Here is an 18,513-nt window from a genome sequence, read left to right on the forward strand (position 1 = left end):
GCTGCCCCTCATCCAGCCTGGCGCACCCTTTGCGGGGAGGGACCTACACTATCTCGCCCGTGAGAAGGCCAGCCACAGCCCTCCGCCGACCAGGAAACCACCGCTGATTTTGGACAGCAGCCGGATGCGGTGTGCGGAGAGCATGCGCCCGGCGCTGCCCGCGGCAAGCGCATAGCAGCTGTCGGAAACGGCAGCGAAGGCTAGGGCGGTGAGGCCCATCACCGTCATCTGCAACGAAAAATTGCCAGCCGGGTCGATGAACTGCGGGAAGAAGGCGCCAAAGAACACCAGCGTCTTGGGATTGCTGATGGCGACCAGCACGCCCTGCAGCACGAAGCCACCGCGAGGTTTCCTGACCGAGCCGTCCGGGTTCAGGCTGCCCTTGTTGCGGAACATCTGGATGCCCATCCAGATGAGATAGGCGGCACCCAGCAGGCGAACCCATTCGAACCAGTGACCCATGCCGGCTATCAGCGAGGTCAGGCCGACGGCGACGACACCGATGGTGATCGCAAGGCCAATCTGCGTACCCGCTACGTTGGCCAGACCGGCACGCGTGCCATGGCGGATCGAATTGGCGATGATCAATGTCACCGTCGGTCCCGGCACGAGGACGATGACGATACAGGCCACGACATAGGCGGCATAAAGCGAAGGCGACATGGACGATCTCCCAATTACACCGGGCTGAGCCGGCGTCCGGGATCAATGCACGCCGCCTTTGGCGGTGCAAGAGGAGCGCCAGGAGTTGTCGAGGTCCCCGCCGCATAAGGCCTGCGAGCTTCAAGCCTTCTTCGATTTCTTCCCCGCCATATTCACAGCCACGGCAGCACGGATGAGTGCCTTGAATGCCTCTTCATCGATCACATCACCCTGATGGAAGTCGATGGCACGCCGCAGATTGCCCTCCAGGCTGGCGTTGAAAATTCCCGAAGGGTCCTCGACCGATGCGCCCTTGGCGAATGTCAGCTTCACCGCCGCCTTGTAGGTCTCGCCGGTGCAGATCATTCCATCATGCTCCCACACCGGCACGCCCAGCATCGAATTGGACGGCTTTCGCCATTTGACCTCCTCGACCACATCGGGGTCTGCCTGCTTGATGAGCGTGCGAAGCTTGGCGAGCGTCTCGCCGCGCCAATCACCCAAAGCCTTGATGGTCTGGTCGATCAGCTCAGAAGGGGATGCATTTTCGGGAGCTGTTGTATTCGTCATGACGGCTATACCTGCACTGGCCGAACTTCGACGCCGCCATACTGCACTCCTGGCACACGCTTGGCGAATTCGAGCGCTGCGCGCATATCTTCGACCTCAATCAGAAAGAAGCCTGCCACTTTGTCTCCCGCCTCGCTGTACGGGCCGTCCTTGGCGAGCGTCTCGGCACCAAGTGAACGGACAGTCGTGACGCTAGAAGGCCACGCTGCTGTTCCGCGCAAGGCTCCGCTTTCGGCGAGGAACCTGTTGAATTCGCCATAATCACGCCCGAGGACTGCCTGTTCGTCGTTCGTTGCCGCCGCCATCTTCGCATCGTCCTGATAAATCAACACCAGAAAAAGCATTCTTCCTCCTCGATCAATCGCTCTTTGTTATGGAACTGGGCCTGTCTCGACAGGTGGACTACATCTTTTCGCCCGGCAGTCGGCTGGCCTGCCTGACCCAATCGGCAAATTGGGCTTCATCGAGCTTGTCTTCGTAAATGTCGTAGTAGCGCACGTCCTTCTGCTTGGAGGCGCCGGGTGGGATCGGGTTCAAGGAGGCGCCGCGGAAGAAGGATACTTTCACATATCTGTTGAAGAGATGGATACCGAGGAACCAGCCCATGCCTTCGTCGGCGGCGCCGTAGAGCGGCGAGTTCCATTTCACGGCCTTGCGCACGCCGGGTACAGTGGTTTCGATAATGGCGTCGAGGCGGCGGGTAATATCGCTTTTCCATCCGGGCGCGGCGGCTATGTAGGCCTGCACCGGTGCATCGCCATAACCCTTGGAGATCTGCGGGTTGCCGCCGGAGAGCAAAACCGGCTTTCCTGGAGTGGCGTTGGCAGACTGTTTAACGGTCTTTCCCGCTTTCTTGGGCTTCCCATCTGGCATGGCTGTCGATCCTATCCGCTGGTTGGCTGACTACCGTGGCCCTTGGCGACGTAGGGCAGAACGAACATGTAGAGCCCGCTGAACATCAGCAGGAAGAGCGGAGGCAATGGCGCGTAAACGATCCATGCCGGTGGCTGTCCCATCGCCATGGCGATGAAGTTGGCAGCCACCGTGGCGGTGAAGATGATCGACAGCCAGCGATGGCCTTGTCGAATCCATTTGTTCCAGATCATGGTTCCCCCTTGGTAAGTAAGCGAAATGGCCTGCCGGCCAGGATCTAGCCGCCCTTCGCCAGGAGCTGTTCGAGATTTGTGAAGAACTGCTGCCAGCCTGCCTTGGCACCGCCGAAAGCCTGTTTCTGATCCGGCCGGAAGCCCGACTGCTCCATGCGCAGATGCGTTCCTTTCTCCGTGGCCTTCAGTGTGAAGGTGACCACGCTTTTCATTCCATAGGCCGGATCGTCATGGGCGAAGTCCCAGCGGTAGGACAGCGTCTTTTGCGGCTCGATGGCCAGCACCTCGCAATCCAGCACGCCGCCCCATTCACCCCGAAGATTGAACCGGTGGCCGACAACGGGTTTGAAATCGTTCTTCATCAGCCACTCCTCGATCAGGTGCGGCTGCGTCAGCGCGCGCCACAGTTTTTCCGGCGGGAACGGGATTTCCCGTTCAACGACCACGGTTCGCGTTTCACTCATTGATCCATCCTTTTCAGCAGGTCTTCGAGGTCGTCGAAGCGACTTTCCCAGAAGCCGGCCATTTCCTTTGTCCAGTCGACTAGCGGGGCCAATGCGCCGAGTTGCGCACTGTAGTGCGTCTGGCGACCTTCGTGCCGGTCCCGGACCAGACCCGCCTGCTTCAGCACGCCCAGATGTTTCGAGACAGCGGGCTGCGAGACGCCGGCATGCGTTGTCAGGGCGCCGACCGTCTGCTCTCCGCTGCGGCAGAGCCGCTCGAAAATTGCCCGCCTGGTCGGGTCAGCCAGTGTTTTGAACAACAGGTCGTGCGCATCCGTCATTGAAATCAATAACCCGTTGGCTATGGATTGATTTATAACTGTCGAGCTATGGATTAGTCAAGCGTGATTTTAGGATCGGGAAACGGTTAATTCTCGGGCGAAGCCCCGATCTTCCAGGGCAGGGCGGCTTCGTAGGCTGCAGCAGCGCGCAGAACGGCAAGGTCGCCGCGCGGTTTTCCGATCAGCTGCATGCCCATGGGCCTGCCCCTGGCGTCGAAACCCGCCGGTACATTCGCGGCGGGGCACCCGCCCAGTGTCGCAAATGCGGTGACCTGCATCCAGCGATGGTAGCTGTCCATGAGACGGCCGGCGACTTCGCGTGGCCAGTGTGTGGACACCTCGAAGGGAAACACCTGGGCTGTCGGCAGCACCAACAGATCATAACGCTCAAACAATCCCAGTAGCGTGCGATGCCAGGCGGTGCGTCGCATCGCTGCGGCGTGGATCTGCGGCGCCGTGAGCCGGGCAGCACCTTCGGCTTCCCAGACGGCCTCTGGCTTCAGAAGCGCTCGCTTCGCCGGATCGTCATAGAGCAGTTTCAGTCCGCAGCCGCTGGAAGACTGGCGCAGCGTCACGAAGGCTTGCCATAAAGCCTCGAAATCGACATCCGGCAGCAGAGGCTCGATTTCGAAGCCTACGCTGGCAAATCGTCGGAGCGCCGCCTCGCAAAGATCGAGGATGCCGTCCTCCATTGGAAGATGGCCACCGAGATCGGCAAGCCAGCCGACTCTGCCACCGGCTGCCGGCCCCTCGGCCATGCTCCTCAGGAACGATCCCTGCGGATCGTATGATAGCGGCGCATGCGGGTGGTACCCGGCCTGTATATCGAGCAGGAGCGCCATGTCGCGCACGCTGCGGCCCATTGGCCCTTCAACGCCCATCTGCGCGTGGAAGACCTCGAAGCCGGGACCGCCAGGCACCAGCCCTTGCGAGGGGCGGAAGCCGAGGACATTGTTATAGGCGCCTGGGTTGCGCAACGAGCCGCCGAAATCGCTGCCGTCGGCCAGCGGTACAAGATCGAGCGCAAGGGCAACGGCCGCGCCGCCGCTGGATCCGCCAGCCGTCCAGCCAGGGTCGAACGCATTGAGCGTCGGTCCGAAGACAGGATTGTAGGTGTTGGAGCCGAGGCCAAATTCCGGCACGTTGGTCTTGCCGATGATGATGGCGCCGGCCTTGCGCATGCGTTCGACGAAAAACTCGTCTTCCTGCGGCACAAGATCGGCGAAGATCGGCGAACCGAACGTGGTCTTGAGGCCCTTGGTCTGGGCGAGATCCTTGATCGCGATCGGCAGGCCAAAGAGGGGGCCTGCAGCGCCTCCGGCGGCAAGATGTACATCTGCACCCTCAGCTTCTGCCAGGAGTTCTGCGCGATCACGCAAGGAGACAATGGCGTTGACCTTTGGATTGATCGCTTCGATACGATCAAGAAACGCTGTCATGACTTCGCGCGCGGAAAGCCGGCGTTCGCGGATCGCCGCGGCAAGATCGACAGCGCTCCGACCACAGATGCCGCCGGCGGGTGGCATGGCATGCCGGCTTGCGGGGCGTATGTCGGTCATGTCAGCGGTTATCCGGGGCGAGCGCCGCCTCGACTTCAGCTGCCAAGGGGATCGCCGGCTGGGCACCCGGCTTCAGGCAGGCGAGCGAACCCGCCGCCGCCGCTCGCGTCAGGGCTGCCTCGAGCGGCAAGCCGGCTTCCAAGGCGGCTGCCAGATAGCCGCAAAAAGTATCGCCTGCGCCTACCGTATCCACCGGAACGATCTTGAGCGCCGACACTTTCAGAAGCTCATCGCCAGTTGCCGCCAGCACACCCTCGCCGCCGAGGGTGACGACGATGGTTCGGCCGGTTTTCCTAGCGAAGGCGCGCATGCGCTCAGTGCGATCCGAACCCGTTAATCCGAGTGGCTCGCAATAGAGATCGAATTCTGTCTCGTTGGCCACGACATAGTCGGCCTTGGCCAGCAATCCGGCCGCTTCGCTGCGGGCAGGAGCGGTGTTGAGCACAGTGATCGCGCCAATTTCGCGCGCCGCGTCCAGAGCGGCCTCCACGGTCTTGAGCGGGATTTCGTGCTGAAGCAGCACCACATCGCCTTTCTTGAGCTGAGCCTTGGCTATGTCGCCCGGCAGCACGGCGTCGTTGGCGCCGGCCACCACGGCGATCATGTTCTCGCCGTCGCCGCCGACAAGGATATGAGCAGTGCCGGTGGAACTATGTGTTCTGGCTACAGCCGACAGGTCGACCTGGCCTGCTTCGAGCAGCGCCAGCGCATCCTTGGCAAAACCATCCTTGCCGACCGCGCCCACCATGCGCACTTTGGCGCCCGCGCGCGCAGCGGCCAGCGCCTGATTGGCTCCTTTGCCGCCAGGAGCCGTGGTGAAGGAGGTTCCAGGCACTGTCTCGCCGGGACTCGGGAGGCGCTCCACCGTGGCGATCAGATCGAGGTTGATGGAACCGATGGTGATGATCAAGGCAGGCCCCCTAATTGTTATGGGCTTGTTTTTGCGCGGACCCTAGCGTTTCTCCTCACCGAAGGAAACTGGTTTGCCGGTGACCAGAACGTCCTTCCCCTGCGTAATTCCATCGTCGAGATGACGGAACGTGCGTCATCTTGTGGATTTGTTGCTGAGTGGGTAAAATTGCGAACAAATTCAATTATTTAAATGAATTCATCAGGAAAATTGAACCATGCGGCTGCGTCATCTCCTGCTGGCCCTCGGCATCGTTTTCATCTGGGGCGTCAATTTCGCCATCATCAAGCTGGGGCTCAGGCAGGTTTCGCCGCTGGCGCTGGGTGTGGCACGGTTCGCGCTCGCGGCCTTTCCCTGGGTGTTCTTCATCCCGCGCCCGAAGGTCCCGCTGCGCCTGATCGCACTCTACGGCCTTCTGATCTTTGCGATGCAGTTCGGATTCCTGTTTACGGGCATGAAGCTCGGCATGAGCGCCGGCCTGTCCTCTCTTATCCTGCAACTGCAGGTGTTCTTCACCATTGGTCTGTCGGTCATCATTCTCGGTGAGCGCCCGACGGTTTGGCAGCTTGCCGGCGCGCTGCTGGCTTTTGGCGGGGTCGGTGTGGTGGCGTTGAACGTCGGCGGAGACGTGACGACTGCCGGTCTCGCCCTGCTTGTGTTGGCGGCAGCCTCATGGGGAGGCGGCAATATCGTCTCAAAACGGATTTCGCAGCTTTCTGCCGTCCCCAATGTCCTGGGACTGGTGGTTTGGGGCAGCCTGTTTGCATTGCCGATCCTGCTTGTCGTGGCTCTGGTGCTCGATCCCGATCATCTTGTCTCGAGCTTCAGCAATCTTGACTGGGTGTCCGTCGGCTCGATCGCCTACATCGTCTATTTGTCGACGCTGCTCGGCTTTGCCGTCTGGGCTGGGCTGCTCGGACAGTATCCGGTATCGACCGTTGCACCGTTCACGCTGCTCGTGCCGGTGTTCGGCTTCCTCGGCTCTGCCGTGCTGCTCGGCGAACCGCTGCAAGGCTGGAAACTTGTCGCCTCCAGCCTTGTCATCGCGGGCCTGTGCATCAATCTTTTCGGGGCAAAGCTGGGAACGGCGCGTGTCTCTTCGAAGGTGCAACGAACGTCCTAGACTCGGGTGGAACGCGATTATGATGAACTCGCCATCATGCCTTCGCGCCGGACGAAAGCTGTCCCGCTTCCCAGCCCAGAATGGCGCGCTTGCGCGTCAGGCCCCAGTGATAGCCGGTCAGTGCGCCAGATTTGCCGAGCGCGCGATGGCAGGGCACCACAAATGAGAGCGGGTTGGCGCCGACCGCGGCACCCACGGCACGGCTTGCCGTCGGCTGGCCAATATCCGCCGCGATCGAAGAATAGGTACAGGCCTTGCCCATCGGGATACGGAGCAGGGCTTCCCAGACACGGATCTGAAAGTCCGAGCCGATCATCACGACACGCAGCGGTTGATCGGAACGCCAGTGCGCCGGATCGAAGATGCGGGCGGCGTAAGGTGCCGTGGCGCCGATATCCTCGACATAGGTTGCATTTGGCCAGCGGCTCGACATGTCCCTGAAAGCGGCCTGCTCTCCTCCGGCATCGCTGAAGGCAAGGCCGGCAAGGCCGCGGTCCGTGACCATGATCAAGGCAATGCCAAAAGGCGAAATGTGGAAACCGTAGCGGATCGTCAGCCCGACGCCGCGGGTCTTGTAGTCGCCGGGCGACATCGCTTCATGCGTAACGAACAGGTCGTGGAGGCGACCGGGGCCCGACATGCCGACCTCGAAGGAGGCTTCCAGAAGCGGCATGCCGGCATCGAGGAGCCGCCGAGCATGGTCGAGCGTGACGGCTTGCAGAAACGCCTTGGGCGACAGGCCGGCCCAACGGGTGAACAGTTTCTGCAGACCGGTCGGGGTTTCGCCGACTTCTTCGGCCAGGGCTTCCAGCGACGGCTGGTCGCGATAATCGAGGCTGATCTTCTCGATGGCGCGACGCACCACCTCGTAGTCATCGCCTTCAGGCGTGATTTCCTTTTCGAGGGTCGGGGCGAATTTCATCGGCATTTTGGTATTCATAGCGAGATGAGCGTTCATGGCAATTTCTCCCGGAGCAGAACGCAATGCATCCTGCTCCTACTTCTTGTTCCGTCGCATGATCTCGTCCGGAAACTCTGCAACTTTTCCGGGATCGTGCTCTTGAGCGCGAATATCGGAGCTTTACCGGCTGCTCTCCACCCGTTTCCTGCGAAGGTCAGCGTGCCTTGACGGAAGCGAGTGCGCGGGTGAAAGCCGTCGCGAAGCTCTCACGGTCGTCCGGGTTGAGGAAACCGCCGATCGGCACGCTTTGTCCCCGCGATTCGACAGCCATGGCAGTGATGCCAATTTCGGTGTGGCGTGCCACAGAGAACCGCGACCAGAATGGGTTGAAGCGATGTTCTTCCGTCTTGCCGGAGGGAGCGGTTTTTCGGATGTCGAGCGCCGTGCGCGAGACCGAAACCTCCTCGCGAGCGCGGGCGGCACGGTAATTGAGGCGAAAGGCGACATAAATGGCCAGAACGTCGAGACCGAAGAAGCCGAAGATCGGCCAGGCACCGTTGGCCAGGAAGACAACGCCCGTCACCGCCCAACACAGCAGAAGCGCACCGATCAGGATTGCGAAACCCGCACGTCCAAGCGAGCGGTGCGGCGTTAGCAGAGCCTGAAAGATCGGCTCATCGGCAGCGAAAGGGGCATTTGTATCGCTCATGGGCTAATATTATAGGAAGCCCATGGTAGTTCCAAAGCTCAAAGATCGTCGCAGTCCGGGAAATCGATCCGTGTCCAAAGGCACCGGGACATCCCGGCCAGCGGCAAAAAAGCCTTCACGCAGCAAATCAGCTTACACGCCTGCTGAAGTGCATGAGATCTTTCGGCGTTTTGCCGTGCAACGGCCCGAGCCGAAGGGTGAACTCGAACATGTGAATGCCTTCACACTGTTGGTGGCGGTGGTGTTGTCGGCTCAGGCGACCGATGCCGGCGTCAACAAGGCGACCCGGTCGTTGTTCAAGGTAGCCGACACTCCCGAAAAGATGCTGGCGCTTGGCGAAGCCAAGGTGGGGGAGTACATCCGCACCATCGGCCTATGGCGCAACAAGGCCAAGAACGTCATTGCGCTTTCCCGGGCGCTGATCGTCGACTATGGCGGTGAAGTGCCGGACAGCCGTGACGAACTTGTCAAACTGCCGGGGGTCGGCCGCAAGACCGCAAATGTCGTGCTCAACATGGCTTTCGGTCAGCACACCATGGCGGTGGACACGCATATTCTTCGCATCGGCAATCGGCTGGGCCTGGCGCCAGGTAAGACGCCTGAGCAGGTCGAGGAAGGTCTGATCCGTATCATTCCGGACGAATACATGCGGCATGCGCATCACTGGCTGATCCTGCACGGCCGTTATGTCTGCAAGGCGCGCAAACCAGACTGCAAGGCCTGCGTCATTGCCGACATCTGCAAGGCTGCCGAAAAGACAAATGCCATTCCCGCGCCGCTGGTCGAACTGGCGCCACTCGAACCGGTCGGTGAAGTCCTCTAGGCCGCCGGCATCAGATACCGTATCCGCGTGCCATGGCGGCCGCGAAAGCGGGAATTGCCAGGAAAAGCAACGCTTCCAGCCAGACGTAGCGTCGCACCGAAGCAAGTTCCTGGACCGGTACCCGGAAGGCATTGTCCATCCCGGCCTGCCTGTTCCAGGCAATGAAACGGATGGTAGGAATGATGGAAAGCAGGCCGACCGTCGTAAAGATCGCCATCTTGACCCAGAACACCCAGTTGTACACGTAGAACTCCCAGCCTTTGAGGCCGTAGAAGACGCGGCCGACGCCGATGATGATGATCAACATCGCCAGCATACCGTAGTGACGATCGACGCGCATGAGGCGCCGCAGGGTGGCGGGCGTCAATTCGTTGCGTATCAGCACGAATTCGGCAGCGATGATGCCTGCCAGGGAGAAGGCAAGCAGATGGTGCAGAATGGTCAGGACGAGATCCGTAGTTTCCATCTGCTCCCCCTTCGGCGTGTCCGCGTTCATACAATGTCAGGAAAGAAAAGCCCAGGCGCCGCTAACCGATTGACCGGTGCGAAGGGCTGGCTAAATGTCCCGGCATGACGAGATTGACCCGCGCGACAAACCCCATGCCCGATGACGTTCGGGCTGCCCTCGACCGGAGTGGACTGGCAGCCGCTTATGCGGAACGCCCCGACTACCAGAGGAACGATTATCTTGGCTGGATCGCGCGGGCCAAACGTGAGGAGACGCGGCTGAAACGACTGAACCAGATGCTGGATGAATTGAAGCGAGGCGGTGTCTACATGAACATGGTCTGGCGCGGCTGAACGATCGTCTGCTCCCGATATCCCGCATGACTGGTTCTGGCCGGGCTGTGCCGATTGGACTGGCCCTTGTTCGCGCTGCGCCGCTTGCTAGATGCGGCGGTGATGAAGAGGCTGCAATGACGATAGCAATGCGTACTGCTCCGCTCCTTGAAACCGAAAGGACCATCCTGCGTGCCCACGCTCTGGATGACTTTGACGCTTATGCGCGCTTGTGGGCGGATCCCATCATATGCCGCTTCATCGGGGGCAAGGCGCGCACACGTGAAGAAAGCTGGATGCGTTTCCTGCGCCATGCGGGGCTGTGGTCATTGGTCGGCTACGGTTACTGGGCGATCGAAGACAAAGCGACCGGGAATTTCATCGGCGAAGCCGGTTTCCACGATATGAAGCGAGACATCAAACCATCGCTGGAAGGTATTCCCGAAGCCGGGTGGGTGCTGGCTCCCGAGGCGCATGGCAAGGGAATCGCCAGTGAGGTGGTTGCGCGCATGGTCGATTGGGCCGACGGGACTTTCGACGGAGCCCGAACCGTCTGCATCATCGATCCGGAGAACGCTCCTTCGCTGAAGGTCGCGAGACTGGCAGGTTACGTCGAGATGTTGCGCACGACCTATCATGGAGAGCCGACGATACTTCTCGAGCGGCTCTGTCAAGCGAAATAGCCTTGTGGGGGAAGCAGCCGCGCCGGGCTGATCGTCTAACGGCTATCCGGCAGGAATGCTGAGGGTTTTTAGAAGTGTCGCCAGTTCCGGCTCGTCAATGAGCATCGCAGCGTCCTCCGCCTTGAGCCAGGCGCGCTGGCGCGTCTGCGCCTCCGGCCAGTCGGCCAGTTCCTCGCTGACGGCAAGCAGATAGACGGTGACATTGACACGAGCGAAGCTGGCCGTCAGGCGTTTCCAGTAAGAGAAGCTGCCGGCCGGCTGTTTCAGCGTCTTGCCGACGACGCCAGCCTCTTCCCTAGCTTCGATGGTGGCAGCCTTGCGCCCGCTTTTGCCCGGCATGGGCCAACCCTTCGGGACAATGAAGCGTTGCGTCTGGCGCGAGGTCACCAGCATCACTTCGATGCCGCCATCGGCTCCCTGGCGATAGGGAATGGCAGCGACTTGCCGGATGATCTTGCCTTTCTTGGCTTGCTCTACAGCCTGCTTTTTCGGCAATGGCTTTGCAACCGACGGTTTGGTGGCAGTCGGGGCGGCAGACCTATTGCTTTTGGACGCGTTTTCGCGCCCGCTCTTCTTCTTGGTAGCCGCCATTCCATTTCCAGCTTGATCCGCCTGGCGGTTCAGGAGGGTCTTCTCTTCAAACTACCATAAATGTCGCTCGCGAGCGTGTGGCTCGCATGCTTAAACCACAATATAGAATTATTATAGACGGCTAATCAAATCGCGTATCATTCCGTCAGCGACACCCGCCTACAGCGTTACCGCCATTGGCTGAGGACTGGCAGGGCTGGCGCACCGCGGGAGCAACCGTTTGCGGAGGCGTGATGTTCTGCCTGTCGATCTCACGGTAGATCTGTTGCTGCTGCTGGAACTGTTGGCGCTGAAGCTGATTGCGAAGCGCCTGAAGATCGGCCTGGCCGATCGAGTTCACGCCCGGGCGTACTGGCTGGAGGGATTGCGCGTTGGTCGGCAAGGTGACAGCCGTGGCCATCGCAAATCCCAGAACAACTGTCGCAAATTTCAGCTTCATCTTCGCCGCCACATCGTTCGAATGCCTGATCGGATCAGCAGCACGTATATAGGGCGGCGCACGAAATGGTCCAAGGCGCCGAGTTTTAAAGATAGAAGGGTGAGAAGACAAAACGATAAGGGCCGCCTTTAGGCGGCCCACAATCGCTCCCGGTCGGCAGCCGGGCAGGCTAAGACCTTGTATTATTTGAGTTCGGACGCGATCTTGTTGAACTTGGTGCTCAGATTCGTGCCGATTGCGGTGGCGCCGGTGATGATCGCGAGCGCGATGAGTGCGGCGATCAGGCCATATTCGATGGCGGTCGCGCCCGATTCATCCTTGATGAAGCGCGAAAGAAGATTGGTCATGGTGGTACCCTTTGCCCGGTTGTGACGTTTGTTCGACGGTCTCTTTTCGAACCGTGGCCCATCTTGCGAGGCTTCAATTGCAGACCGGTTAAGCGGAATGGTAAACAAAGTGTAGATCAATCGCTTGCTTAACAAAGCGACAACGAAAACATAAAACTTTCAATAATAATAGTAATATTGATGTTGTTTGATTTGCATTTTGGACCGTCGTCGATCCTCTGGCTCTGGAGTCGATATACCTGCGTTCGTCCCTCTGCTCTCTGACCGACAACGAGCGTCACAACAGGTTCACTTAGCCGAAATAGGCTAATCGACGGTGCGCAATATGCTGCACGCCTGAGGTGATTAGCTTCGCTCTGTTCGTGTCGCTGCGCGCGGCGTTCTAGCCGGCCTTCGTCAGCGAAGCAGGCGCGGCGGAGCCGTCGCGCCTCTTACGGTTTTTGTCGTATGTCCATTTTGGGGATCACGCTCCGATCAATCGATGCTGCCACCTATGAATGAAGCGCGTCTTTTCAATCTTCCAGGTCATCAAAACGTCGATCGAGTACCGGGTCTGGTCTTCGCCTATCGTTCGCTGCCCGGCCAGCCCGCGACCGCCCTGGCGCCGAAGGATATCGAAGCTGCCCTTGCCGCCGACGAAGGATGGGTATGGCTGCACGTCGATCTGGTCGACCAGCGTGCGCATGGCTGGGTAGGGCATGCCTGCCGGCTGCCTAACGCATCGCGCGCCATCCTCGAAGGGCACGACAGTCTGGTGCTCGGCCACGAGGATGGCGTGGTGCATGGCGTTTCGGCTGACATGCACAAGGATATCGAGCGACGCTCGAGCACGATCGGCCGGCTGCATTTTGCCGTCACCGAGCGGCTGCTGGTGACAGGGCGGCGCCATTCGCTGGAAGGGGTTGATCAACTTCGCCACGCGTTGGGCGATGGATTGAAGCTGGCCACGGCCTTCGAGCTGTTCGAGGCGATTGTAGGCGCCTTCTGCAAGAATACCGGCCTCAGACTTGCCGAAGCAACGCGACAGCTCGATGAGGTCGAGGACAATCTGGTCACCGAGCGGCTGAGCGACGAGCGTCGGCGGCTGAAGGAAGTGCGCCGGTTGGCGGTTTCGCTGCACCGGCCCGTCTCCGGCATGGTTGCACTGTTCGAGGACGAAGACCGCGAGGAATGGCAGCTTTCCCCGATTGCTCATGCCGTGCTGCGGCGCCTTTCGACACGGCTTGAGCGGCTGGACCGCGAAATCGTCATGATCAATGACCGCGCCCGGCTGCTGCAGGAAGAGATGGCGGCTGAACTGGCCGACGAATCCAACCGCAGTCTGAAAGCCATGGCGGTGATGAGCGCACTGCTTCTGCCCGGCACGCTCGTTGTGGGGGTCTTCGGCATGAATACGGCCGGCTTGCCGTTCACACAGGGCGGCAGCGGCTTCTGGTGGGCCGTGGCACTCGGAATCGGCGCAACGGCTTTGTTCTATTGGCTGCTTCGCCGCGCCGGTGTCAGCCTGCGTTTCTGACTACTCGGAACTTCAGATTGCCATGGTCAGGTCGGGTCTTCCCGATGCAGATCATGAATCGCCACGCCCTCTGCATTCGTCGGTGGCGTCAGCCACTGATGGTGGCGCAGCGTGCGCTGCGTATCCTCAAGTCCCGTGTCCCAGTGCTCGCGCATCGAGGTGCCGGAGAATTCGTAGTCCTTTGCGTGCCCCTCATAACCCTTATGCTGGTAGATAAGGTGGATGATGTTGACCACGCCGGCATCCGAATAATCAGCAATCAGCCGCTCTTCCTCGGGCGAGCGCATCTCGGCTTGGACGCGCTTGAGCGCATCCAGAAGCTGCATCTTCAGATCGTGGATACGCTTGAAATTGTCCGTGTTCTGGCGCGTGCGGCTCGAGTACATGATGTCCTTGTGGCGCGACAGCACATCCGGCATGCCGCGGGGCAGGACGCCGCGCGCGCTGAACAGGTCGACCTGGAAAACCAGCGAACTGCGGTCCTCTTCCTGATCGAGCAGATATTGCAGCGGCGTGTTCGAGACGATGCCGCCGTCCCAGTAGTATTCGCCCTCGATGCGGATTGCCGGAAAGGCCGGGGGCAGGGCGCCGGAGGCCATAATGTGCTCCGGGCCGATCCGCACCTTGTCGGTATCGAAATAGACGAAGTTGCCTGTGCGCACATTGACGGCACCGACACTGAGACGTTTTCGGCCGTCGTTGAGTACATCGAAGTCGATCAGCCGCTCGAGCGTCTCTTTCAGTTCGGTGGTGTCATAGAAGCTGGTGGCACCTTCGGCACCCGGCGGCTCGAGCCACGGATTGGGAAAGCGCGGCTTGAAGAAACCGGGCTGCCCCATCGTCATCGTCATCCAGGAACTCGTGCGGTTGCGGATGTCACGATAGATATCGCCCTCAGGCGTGTAGGCCCAGATCTTGCGACCGGAGATCGTCTGCCAGAACTGTTCAAGCCTTTGCAGGCGGCGGCTGGGCTCATTGCCGGCGATGATCGATGCGTTGATCGCGCCGATCGAAACCCCGGAGAGCCAGGTGGGCTCACAGCCGGCATCGGACAAGGCCTGGTAGACGCCGGCCTGATAGGCGCCGAGCGCACCGCCGCCCTGCAGGACGAGCGCAACGCGGTCATATTGCGAAGCGATTTCCTGGATAGTCGCGATGTTTGCCTTTGCCCGATTGCGGTCCAGCATGGTCAACTCCGGCAAATCATAAAATCAGCGTGCGCCGGCGAGATAGTCGTAGACGACCTCGCCGAGGCCGAGCGTGAGGTCGGCTGTGAAATGCAGCGCAGAAACCACTTCGAGCACCGGCAAGCGAGCCACATCAGCCATCACATGCGGACGCAGGTCGAGAGCAGCGGGAGCCGTCCAGGCTTCCTTCAGTGCGATATCGGTCAGGTGATAGCGTACGAGTTCGCAAATGCGCGGCGTGCCATCGACATGCGGAATGATCTTGACCAGGAAGTTGGGCGCGGTCAGCGCAGCCATCACCTGGTCGCGGTCGGCTTCATGGTGCTTGTAGCCCATCGTACCGGTGGCGCAGAGCACAGAACCGTAGTGCAATGTGCCAACCACGACTTCGCCTTCGTTGACGATCTTCGGATTGGCCAGTTTTTTCGGGAAGCCCCACAACTCACGGCCGCCAGCGATGGGAGCATCGTCATCGAGATACATGGAATGCACATAGACACCATGTTCGCCGTTGAAGCGCACCGGGATGACCTGGCCGCTCTCTGTGTAGTCGCCGAAGCCGGTGGAATCCGGCATGCGGATGAATTCGTATTTCACCAGTGGCTCGCCATCGATCTCTAGCGGCGCCGGCACCACCGCCTCCAGCGCTTCGCGCGTGGTGCGGTAGGTGATGATGACATATTCGCGGTCGAAGAAACGATAGGGGCCGGGCGGGAAGGATGGATTGGTCAGCGGCATGGCGTAGGCGCGCTTCACGACGTCGGCGATTTCCAAGCTGTCACCTCGGGATTGACGGATGTCACATCAGAAACACAGATGTCATGTTGCATGGCAGCATGACGGGTTTGTGTCGGGTCGATGAACGATTTCAGTCGTTTGTCGGTTCCGGAGTCAAGTCGACACATGTTTGTGATGGAAACTTGCTGCAATGCACCTAGTTAGAATGTCACCCTCAACCGCCAGCCAAGAGATCATCATGGGTTCCCTGACTTCTAAGAACGCGCTCGTCACCGGTTCGACCAGCGGCATTGGTCTTGCCATCGCCAGAGCCTTCGCCGCCGAAGGCGCCAACATCACCATCAATGGACTGGGCGATCCTGGCGAGATCGAGAAGGAGCGCGTGGCGATCGAAGCGGATTTCGGTGTCCAGTGCCGCTATTCCGGCGCCAACATGCTGAAGGGCGAGGAAGTGACCGCCATGGTGCAGGAGGCTGAGAAAGCCTTCGGCAGCCTCGACATCCTGGTCAATAATGCCGGTATCCAGTTTGTTGCGCCGATCGAGGAATTTCCCGACGACAAGTGGGAAGCGATCATCCGCATCAACCTGCTTGCGGCCTTCTATGCAATCAAGGCAGCACTGCCCGGCATGAAGGCGCGGAAATGGGGGCGCATCATCAATACCGCCTCCGCCCACGCCTTGGTCGCTTCGCCTTTCAAGTCGGCCTATGTCTCCGCCAAGCATGGCATTGCCGGTCTCACCAAGACGGTGGCGCTCGAAGCCGCGCAGCACGGCGTGACCGTCAATGCGATCGCGCCTGGCTATGTATGGACGCCGCTGGTGGAGAAGCAGATCCCGGATACGATGAAGGCGCGCAACATGACGGAGGAGCAGGTCAAGAATGATGTGCTGCTTGCCGCCCAGCCGACCAAGGAATTCGTGACGGTGGAAGAAATCGCTGCGCTTTCCGTATTCCTCTGCTCGGATGCAGCCAAGCAGATCACGGGCACGACGCTGCCGGTCGACGGCGGCTGGACTGCTCAGTAGTTGATGCCATCGGGGCACTCCGGCGCAAGCGATTGCTCCGGCGCCGGGGTGTTTCGGTGCGCTGATCAGACATCGGATGAGGCAAGCAGTGGTGTCATTGCCTCATTGATCCATTGCCATTCGTTGCCGGATTTTTGGCCCGGCTCCTCACCGCGCAGAATGGCAAGCAGTTCCTGGTAGCGCGCCGAGCGGGCATGATGCTTGCGGTACTGGCCAAGATGCCAGTCGAGGAAAGTGCGGTCGGGTTTGCGGCGCATCGCCTTCGCCGATTTTTCCAGCCACTCGCGAGCGATCGCCGCACCTGTCGGCGAAAGCGGGTCCTCGCCTTCATCGATGGCAGACCTGACCTTGCCCAGGACCGACTCTGCTGCTTCCGCATAAGCACCAGGGTCGAATTCACCGTTCCACATCGTGGCGGTGTCGGCCTGCATTTCCGCCAGGAAGCTCTCGTCGGTGATCATTGCCGCGATCTCGTTCCAGGCATCGATTTGGCGCGCCGCCGGCTCGTCCGGCAGTTCCGGCATGGAAGCGTCGATCATTTGGCGCTTCCACTCGTCGCCCATATCGGCGCGAACGGCCACTTTGTCGTAGAACCGTTCCATTGCTGTTTGCATCTGCGTCTGGGACAGGATGGTCATCGTCCAAAGTCTCCTCAAGTCGGTTTCGGTCGGTTGGTCGATCTTGAGCGTGGTACGCAGCACGGCGGCGATCCGGCGGCGGGATGCGATCTCGGCCTCCAGCGTTTCGAGCCGCACCGTCAGGACCTCTCGCAACGATAGATGCCGGCAGAGGATATTTCGGATAGCGGCCAGACCGATGCCGGCTTCCCGCAACGCCCGGATCAAATCGAGACGGACGACATCCGCATCCGAATAGACCCGGTAGTTGCTGTAGGTCCGGGTCGTTGGTGGCAGCAGTCCCTTGTCGGAATAGAAGCGGATACGTCGCACCGAGACGCCGCTTAGCCGTGAAAGGTCGCCGATCGTGTGCATTTTTTCACTCATGCGACCGTCCTACCGTCTCCACCAAGTGGAGGGTCAAGCGCGCTCAACAGGCTTTTTACGCTAGGCTGAGATTTCCACGCCGACCGCAGCCGTTGAATTGCGCACGACAAGCACTCCGGACAACAAATCGTCCTTGCCTGCGGCTGCTCCGCTCCCGTCGAGTGCTGCCGCAACGGCCCGTTTGGCGATCTCTTCGACCGGCTGGCCGATGGTGGTGAGGCGAGGGGTTATCAAGCTGGCCAATGGAATGTCGTCGAAGCCGATGACGGAAAGCTGGTCGGGCACCTTGATGCCGAGATCGTCAGCCGCGCGCAAAAGGCCGATCGCCTGTTGGTCGTTGGCCGTCGCGATTGCGGTCGCTCGCCTTTCTGGTGCGCGGTCGAGCAGTCGGCGTCCGAGCGCTTCACCGGAAACATAGTCGAAATGGCCTTCGACAATCTCCGGTTCTATGCCAGCGGCTTTGAGATGATCGACGAAACCCGCCCGGCGTGCCCGTGAAACCGGCGCATCGGCCGGTCCGGCGATATAGGCGATGCGGCGGTGGCCGAGGCCGATCAGATGGTCCGCTGCAAGTGCTGCGCCGCCATGATGATCGACGGACAGCAGGCCATGGCCTACCAAACGGCGGTCGACGACGACGGTGGACGTATCACCTTTCCAACCCTGTGATTGCCCGGACTGGATCGGCACAACGATCAGTCCCGTCGGCCGGCTCTTCAACAGGCTTTCGATCTGCGCCACCTCGATCTCAGGATCGTCATTGGTGATCGACAGCAGCACCGACAGACCGGAGCGGAAGGCGATGGCTTCGACATGCTTGGCGAGTTCGGCGAAGAACGGATTGGTGATGTCGGGGATCACAAGGCCGATCATGTCCGTGCGACGGCGGCGCAGGCCGCGCGCCACATGGTTCGGTTTGAAGTCGAGTTCGCGGATCGTCGCCTCGACTTTTTCGCGCAGTGCGGGGCCGACCGTCTCGTTCTTGGCCAGCACACGCGATACGGTTCCGATTGAAACCCCCGCCTGTCGGGCGACGTCCTTGATATTGACCACCACGGTTCAGTTCCGCTGATT

25 protein-coding genes are annotated in these 18,513 nt (G+C 60.4%); 6 read left to right on the plus strand and 19 right to left on the minus strand.

Annotation, left to right across the window (positions count from 1 at the left end; all coding sequences use genetic code 11):
• Positions 1-48 precede the first annotated feature (48 nt).
• The 9 genes from L4923_RS08180 to L4923_RS08220 all read right to left on the minus strand — a co-directional run bounded on the left by L4923_RS08180 (position 49) and on the right by L4923_RS08220 (position 5,571).
• Positions 49-663 carry a LysE family translocator gene (locus tag L4923_RS08180; protein WP_239363443.1) on the minus strand — a complete coding sequence of 205 codons (615 nt, stop codon included), beginning with the start codon at positions 661-663 and terminating at the stop codon, positions 49-51.
• A 120-nt stretch (positions 664-783) separates the two neighbouring features.
• Positions 784-1,212: a DUF1801 domain-containing protein gene (locus L4923_RS08185; protein WP_239363445.1), complete on the minus strand. Its 429-nt coding sequence runs from the start codon at positions 1,210-1,212 to the stop codon at positions 784-786.
• 5 nt (positions 1,213-1,217) lie between these two features.
• Positions 1,218-1,556: a YciI family protein gene (locus tag L4923_RS08190; protein WP_239363449.1), complete on the minus strand. Its 339-nt coding sequence runs from the start codon at positions 1,554-1,556 to the stop codon at positions 1,218-1,220.
• A gap of 58 nt (positions 1,557-1,614) precedes the next feature.
• Positions 1,615-2,085 (minus strand): DUF1801 domain-containing protein, encoded by a 471-nt coding sequence (locus L4923_RS08195; RefSeq protein WP_239363452.1) that lies wholly within the window; start codon positions 2,083-2,085, stop codon positions 1,615-1,617.
• A gap of 11 nt (positions 2,086-2,096) precedes the next feature.
• The gene (locus L4923_RS08200) at positions 2,097-2,318 is read right to left on the minus strand and encodes a hypothetical protein (RefSeq protein ID WP_239363455.1); all 222 of its coding nucleotides are present in this window, start codon (positions 2,316-2,318) and stop codon (positions 2,097-2,099) included.
• Between the two features lie 44 nt (positions 2,319-2,362).
• Positions 2,363-2,782 (minus strand): SRPBCC family protein, encoded by a 420-nt coding sequence (locus L4923_RS08205; protein ID WP_239363457.1) that lies wholly within the window; start codon positions 2,780-2,782, stop codon positions 2,363-2,365.
• On the minus strand, positions 2,779-3,102 hold the full coding sequence (locus L4923_RS08210) for an ArsR/SmtB family transcription factor (RefSeq protein ID WP_239363459.1): 324 nt from the start codon (positions 3,100-3,102) through the stop codon (positions 2,779-2,781). The genes L4923_RS08205 and L4923_RS08210 overlap by 4 nt, the downstream gene beginning before the upstream one ends.
• An 86-nt stretch (positions 3,103-3,188) precedes the next feature.
• Positions 3,189-4,661: an amidase gene (locus L4923_RS08215; protein WP_239363460.1), complete on the minus strand. Its 1,473-nt coding sequence runs from the start codon at positions 4,659-4,661 to the stop codon at positions 3,189-3,191.
• 1 nt (position 4,662) lies between these two features.
• The gene (locus L4923_RS08220) at positions 4,663-5,571 is read right to left on the minus strand and encodes a ribokinase (RefSeq protein ID WP_239363461.1); all 909 of its coding nucleotides are present in this window, start codon (positions 5,569-5,571) and stop codon (positions 4,663-4,665) included.
• Between the two features lie 217 nt (positions 5,572-5,788).
• Here L4923_RS08220 and L4923_RS08225 point away from each other — a divergent pair, with 217 nt between their 5' ends.
• Positions 5,789-6,694 (plus strand): EamA family transporter, encoded by a 906-nt coding sequence (locus tag L4923_RS08225; RefSeq protein WP_239363464.1) that lies wholly within the window; start codon positions 5,789-5,791, stop codon positions 6,692-6,694.
• Between the two features lie 34 nt (positions 6,695-6,728).
• Here the strand turns inward: L4923_RS08225 and L4923_RS08230 are convergent, their stop codons facing one another.
• Together L4923_RS08230 and L4923_RS08235 are read right to left on the minus strand one after the other, a co-directional pair.
• Positions 6,729-7,652 (minus strand): methylated-DNA--[protein]-cysteine S-methyltransferase, encoded by a 924-nt coding sequence (locus L4923_RS08230; RefSeq protein ID WP_425530918.1) that lies wholly within the window; start codon positions 7,650-7,652, stop codon positions 6,729-6,731.
• A 157-nt stretch (positions 7,653-7,809) separates the two neighbouring features.
• Positions 7,810-8,304 (minus strand): DUF2244 domain-containing protein, encoded by a 495-nt coding sequence (locus L4923_RS08235; RefSeq protein ID WP_239363467.1) that lies wholly within the window; start codon positions 8,302-8,304, stop codon positions 7,810-7,812.
• Between the two features lie 22 nt (positions 8,305-8,326).
• On the opposite strand from L4923_RS08235, the gene nth reads away from it, so the two are divergent.
• Positions 8,327-9,127 carry an endonuclease III gene (gene nth / locus L4923_RS08240; protein WP_275448315.1) on the plus strand — a complete coding sequence of 267 codons (801 nt, stop codon included), beginning with the start codon at positions 8,327-8,329 and terminating at the stop codon, positions 9,125-9,127.
• Between the two features lie 10 nt (positions 9,128-9,137).
• Here the strand turns inward: nth and L4923_RS08245 are convergent, their stop codons facing one another.
• Positions 9,138-9,593, minus strand: coding sequence for a DUF2214 family protein (locus L4923_RS08245; protein WP_239363471.1), 456 nt, complete (start codon positions 9,591-9,593; stop codon positions 9,138-9,140).
• 134 nt (positions 9,594-9,727) lie between these two features.
• Between L4923_RS08245 and L4923_RS08250 the strand changes: the two genes are divergently transcribed.
• Both L4923_RS08250 and L4923_RS08255 read left to right on the plus strand, forming a co-directional pair.
• Positions 9,728-9,928 carry a YdeI/OmpD-associated family protein gene (locus L4923_RS08250; protein ID WP_239363473.1) on the plus strand — a complete coding sequence of 67 codons (201 nt, stop codon included), beginning with the start codon at positions 9,728-9,730 and terminating at the stop codon, positions 9,926-9,928.
• 116 nt (positions 9,929-10,044) lie between these two features.
• Positions 10,045-10,590: a GNAT family N-acetyltransferase gene (locus L4923_RS08255; RefSeq protein ID WP_239363474.1), complete on the plus strand. Its 546-nt coding sequence runs from the start codon at positions 10,045-10,047 to the stop codon at positions 10,588-10,590.
• 42 nt (positions 10,591-10,632) lie between these two features.
• On the opposite strand, the gene L4923_RS08260 is transcribed toward L4923_RS08255, so the two are convergent.
• From L4923_RS08260 to L4923_RS08270, 3 genes are all read right to left on the minus strand, one after another.
• Complete coding sequence (locus tag L4923_RS08260; protein ID WP_239363475.1) at positions 10,633-11,181, minus strand: NUDIX hydrolase; 549 nt, start codon at positions 11,179-11,181, stop codon at positions 10,633-10,635.
• Positions 11,182-11,326: 145 nt separating this feature from the next.
• Positions 11,327-11,620, minus strand: coding sequence for a hypothetical protein (locus tag L4923_RS08265; RefSeq protein ID WP_239363476.1), 294 nt, complete (start codon positions 11,618-11,620; stop codon positions 11,327-11,329).
• Positions 11,621-11,802: 182 nt separating this feature from the next.
• Positions 11,803-11,967, minus strand: coding sequence for a Flp family type IVb pilin (locus tag L4923_RS08270; RefSeq protein ID WP_239363477.1), 165 nt, complete (start codon positions 11,965-11,967; stop codon positions 11,803-11,805).
• Positions 11,968-12,448: 481 nt separating this feature from the next.
• Between L4923_RS08270 and L4923_RS08275 the strand changes: the two genes are divergently transcribed.
• Positions 12,449-13,483 (plus strand): transporter, encoded by a 1,035-nt coding sequence (locus L4923_RS08275; RefSeq protein ID WP_239363480.1) that lies wholly within the window; start codon positions 12,449-12,451, stop codon positions 13,481-13,483.
• Between the two features lie 26 nt (positions 13,484-13,509).
• Here L4923_RS08275 and L4923_RS08280 read toward each other — a convergent pair whose 3' ends face one another.
• Positions 13,510-14,670, minus strand: a complete 1,161-nt coding sequence (locus L4923_RS08280; protein ID WP_239363486.1) for a patatin-like phospholipase family protein — start codon at positions 14,668-14,670, stop codon at positions 13,510-13,512.
• 24 nt (positions 14,671-14,694) lie between these two features.
• Entirely contained in the window at positions 14,695-15,444 is a 750-nt protein-coding gene (locus L4923_RS08285; RefSeq protein WP_239363487.1) for an acetoacetate decarboxylase, read from the minus strand.
• Between the two features lie 202 nt (positions 15,445-15,646).
• Between L4923_RS08285 and L4923_RS08290 the strand changes: the two genes are divergently transcribed.
• Positions 15,647-16,435, plus strand: coding sequence for a 3-hydroxybutyrate dehydrogenase (locus tag L4923_RS08290; protein ID WP_239363488.1), 789 nt, complete (start codon positions 15,647-15,649; stop codon positions 16,433-16,435).
• A 65-nt stretch (positions 16,436-16,500) separates the two neighbouring features.
• On the opposite strand, the gene L4923_RS08295 is transcribed toward L4923_RS08290, so the two are convergent.
• Together L4923_RS08295 and L4923_RS08300 are read right to left on the minus strand one after the other, a co-directional pair.
• A complete protein-coding gene (locus tag L4923_RS08295) occupies positions 16,501-17,439 on the minus strand; it encodes a helix-turn-helix domain-containing protein (protein WP_239363489.1) in 939 nt (312 codons plus the stop codon).
• Between the two features lie 60 nt (positions 17,440-17,499).
• Positions 17,500-18,495, minus strand: a complete 996-nt coding sequence (locus tag L4923_RS08300; protein ID WP_239363491.1) for a LacI family DNA-binding transcriptional regulator — start codon at positions 18,493-18,495, stop codon at positions 17,500-17,502.
• Positions 18,496-18,513: the final 18 nt, after the last annotated feature.

The organism is Terribium retamae (assembly GCF_022347545.1).
Classification (GTDB): Bacteria; Pseudomonadota; Alphaproteobacteria; order Rhizobiales; family Rhizobiaceae; genus Mesorhizobium; species Mesorhizobium retamae.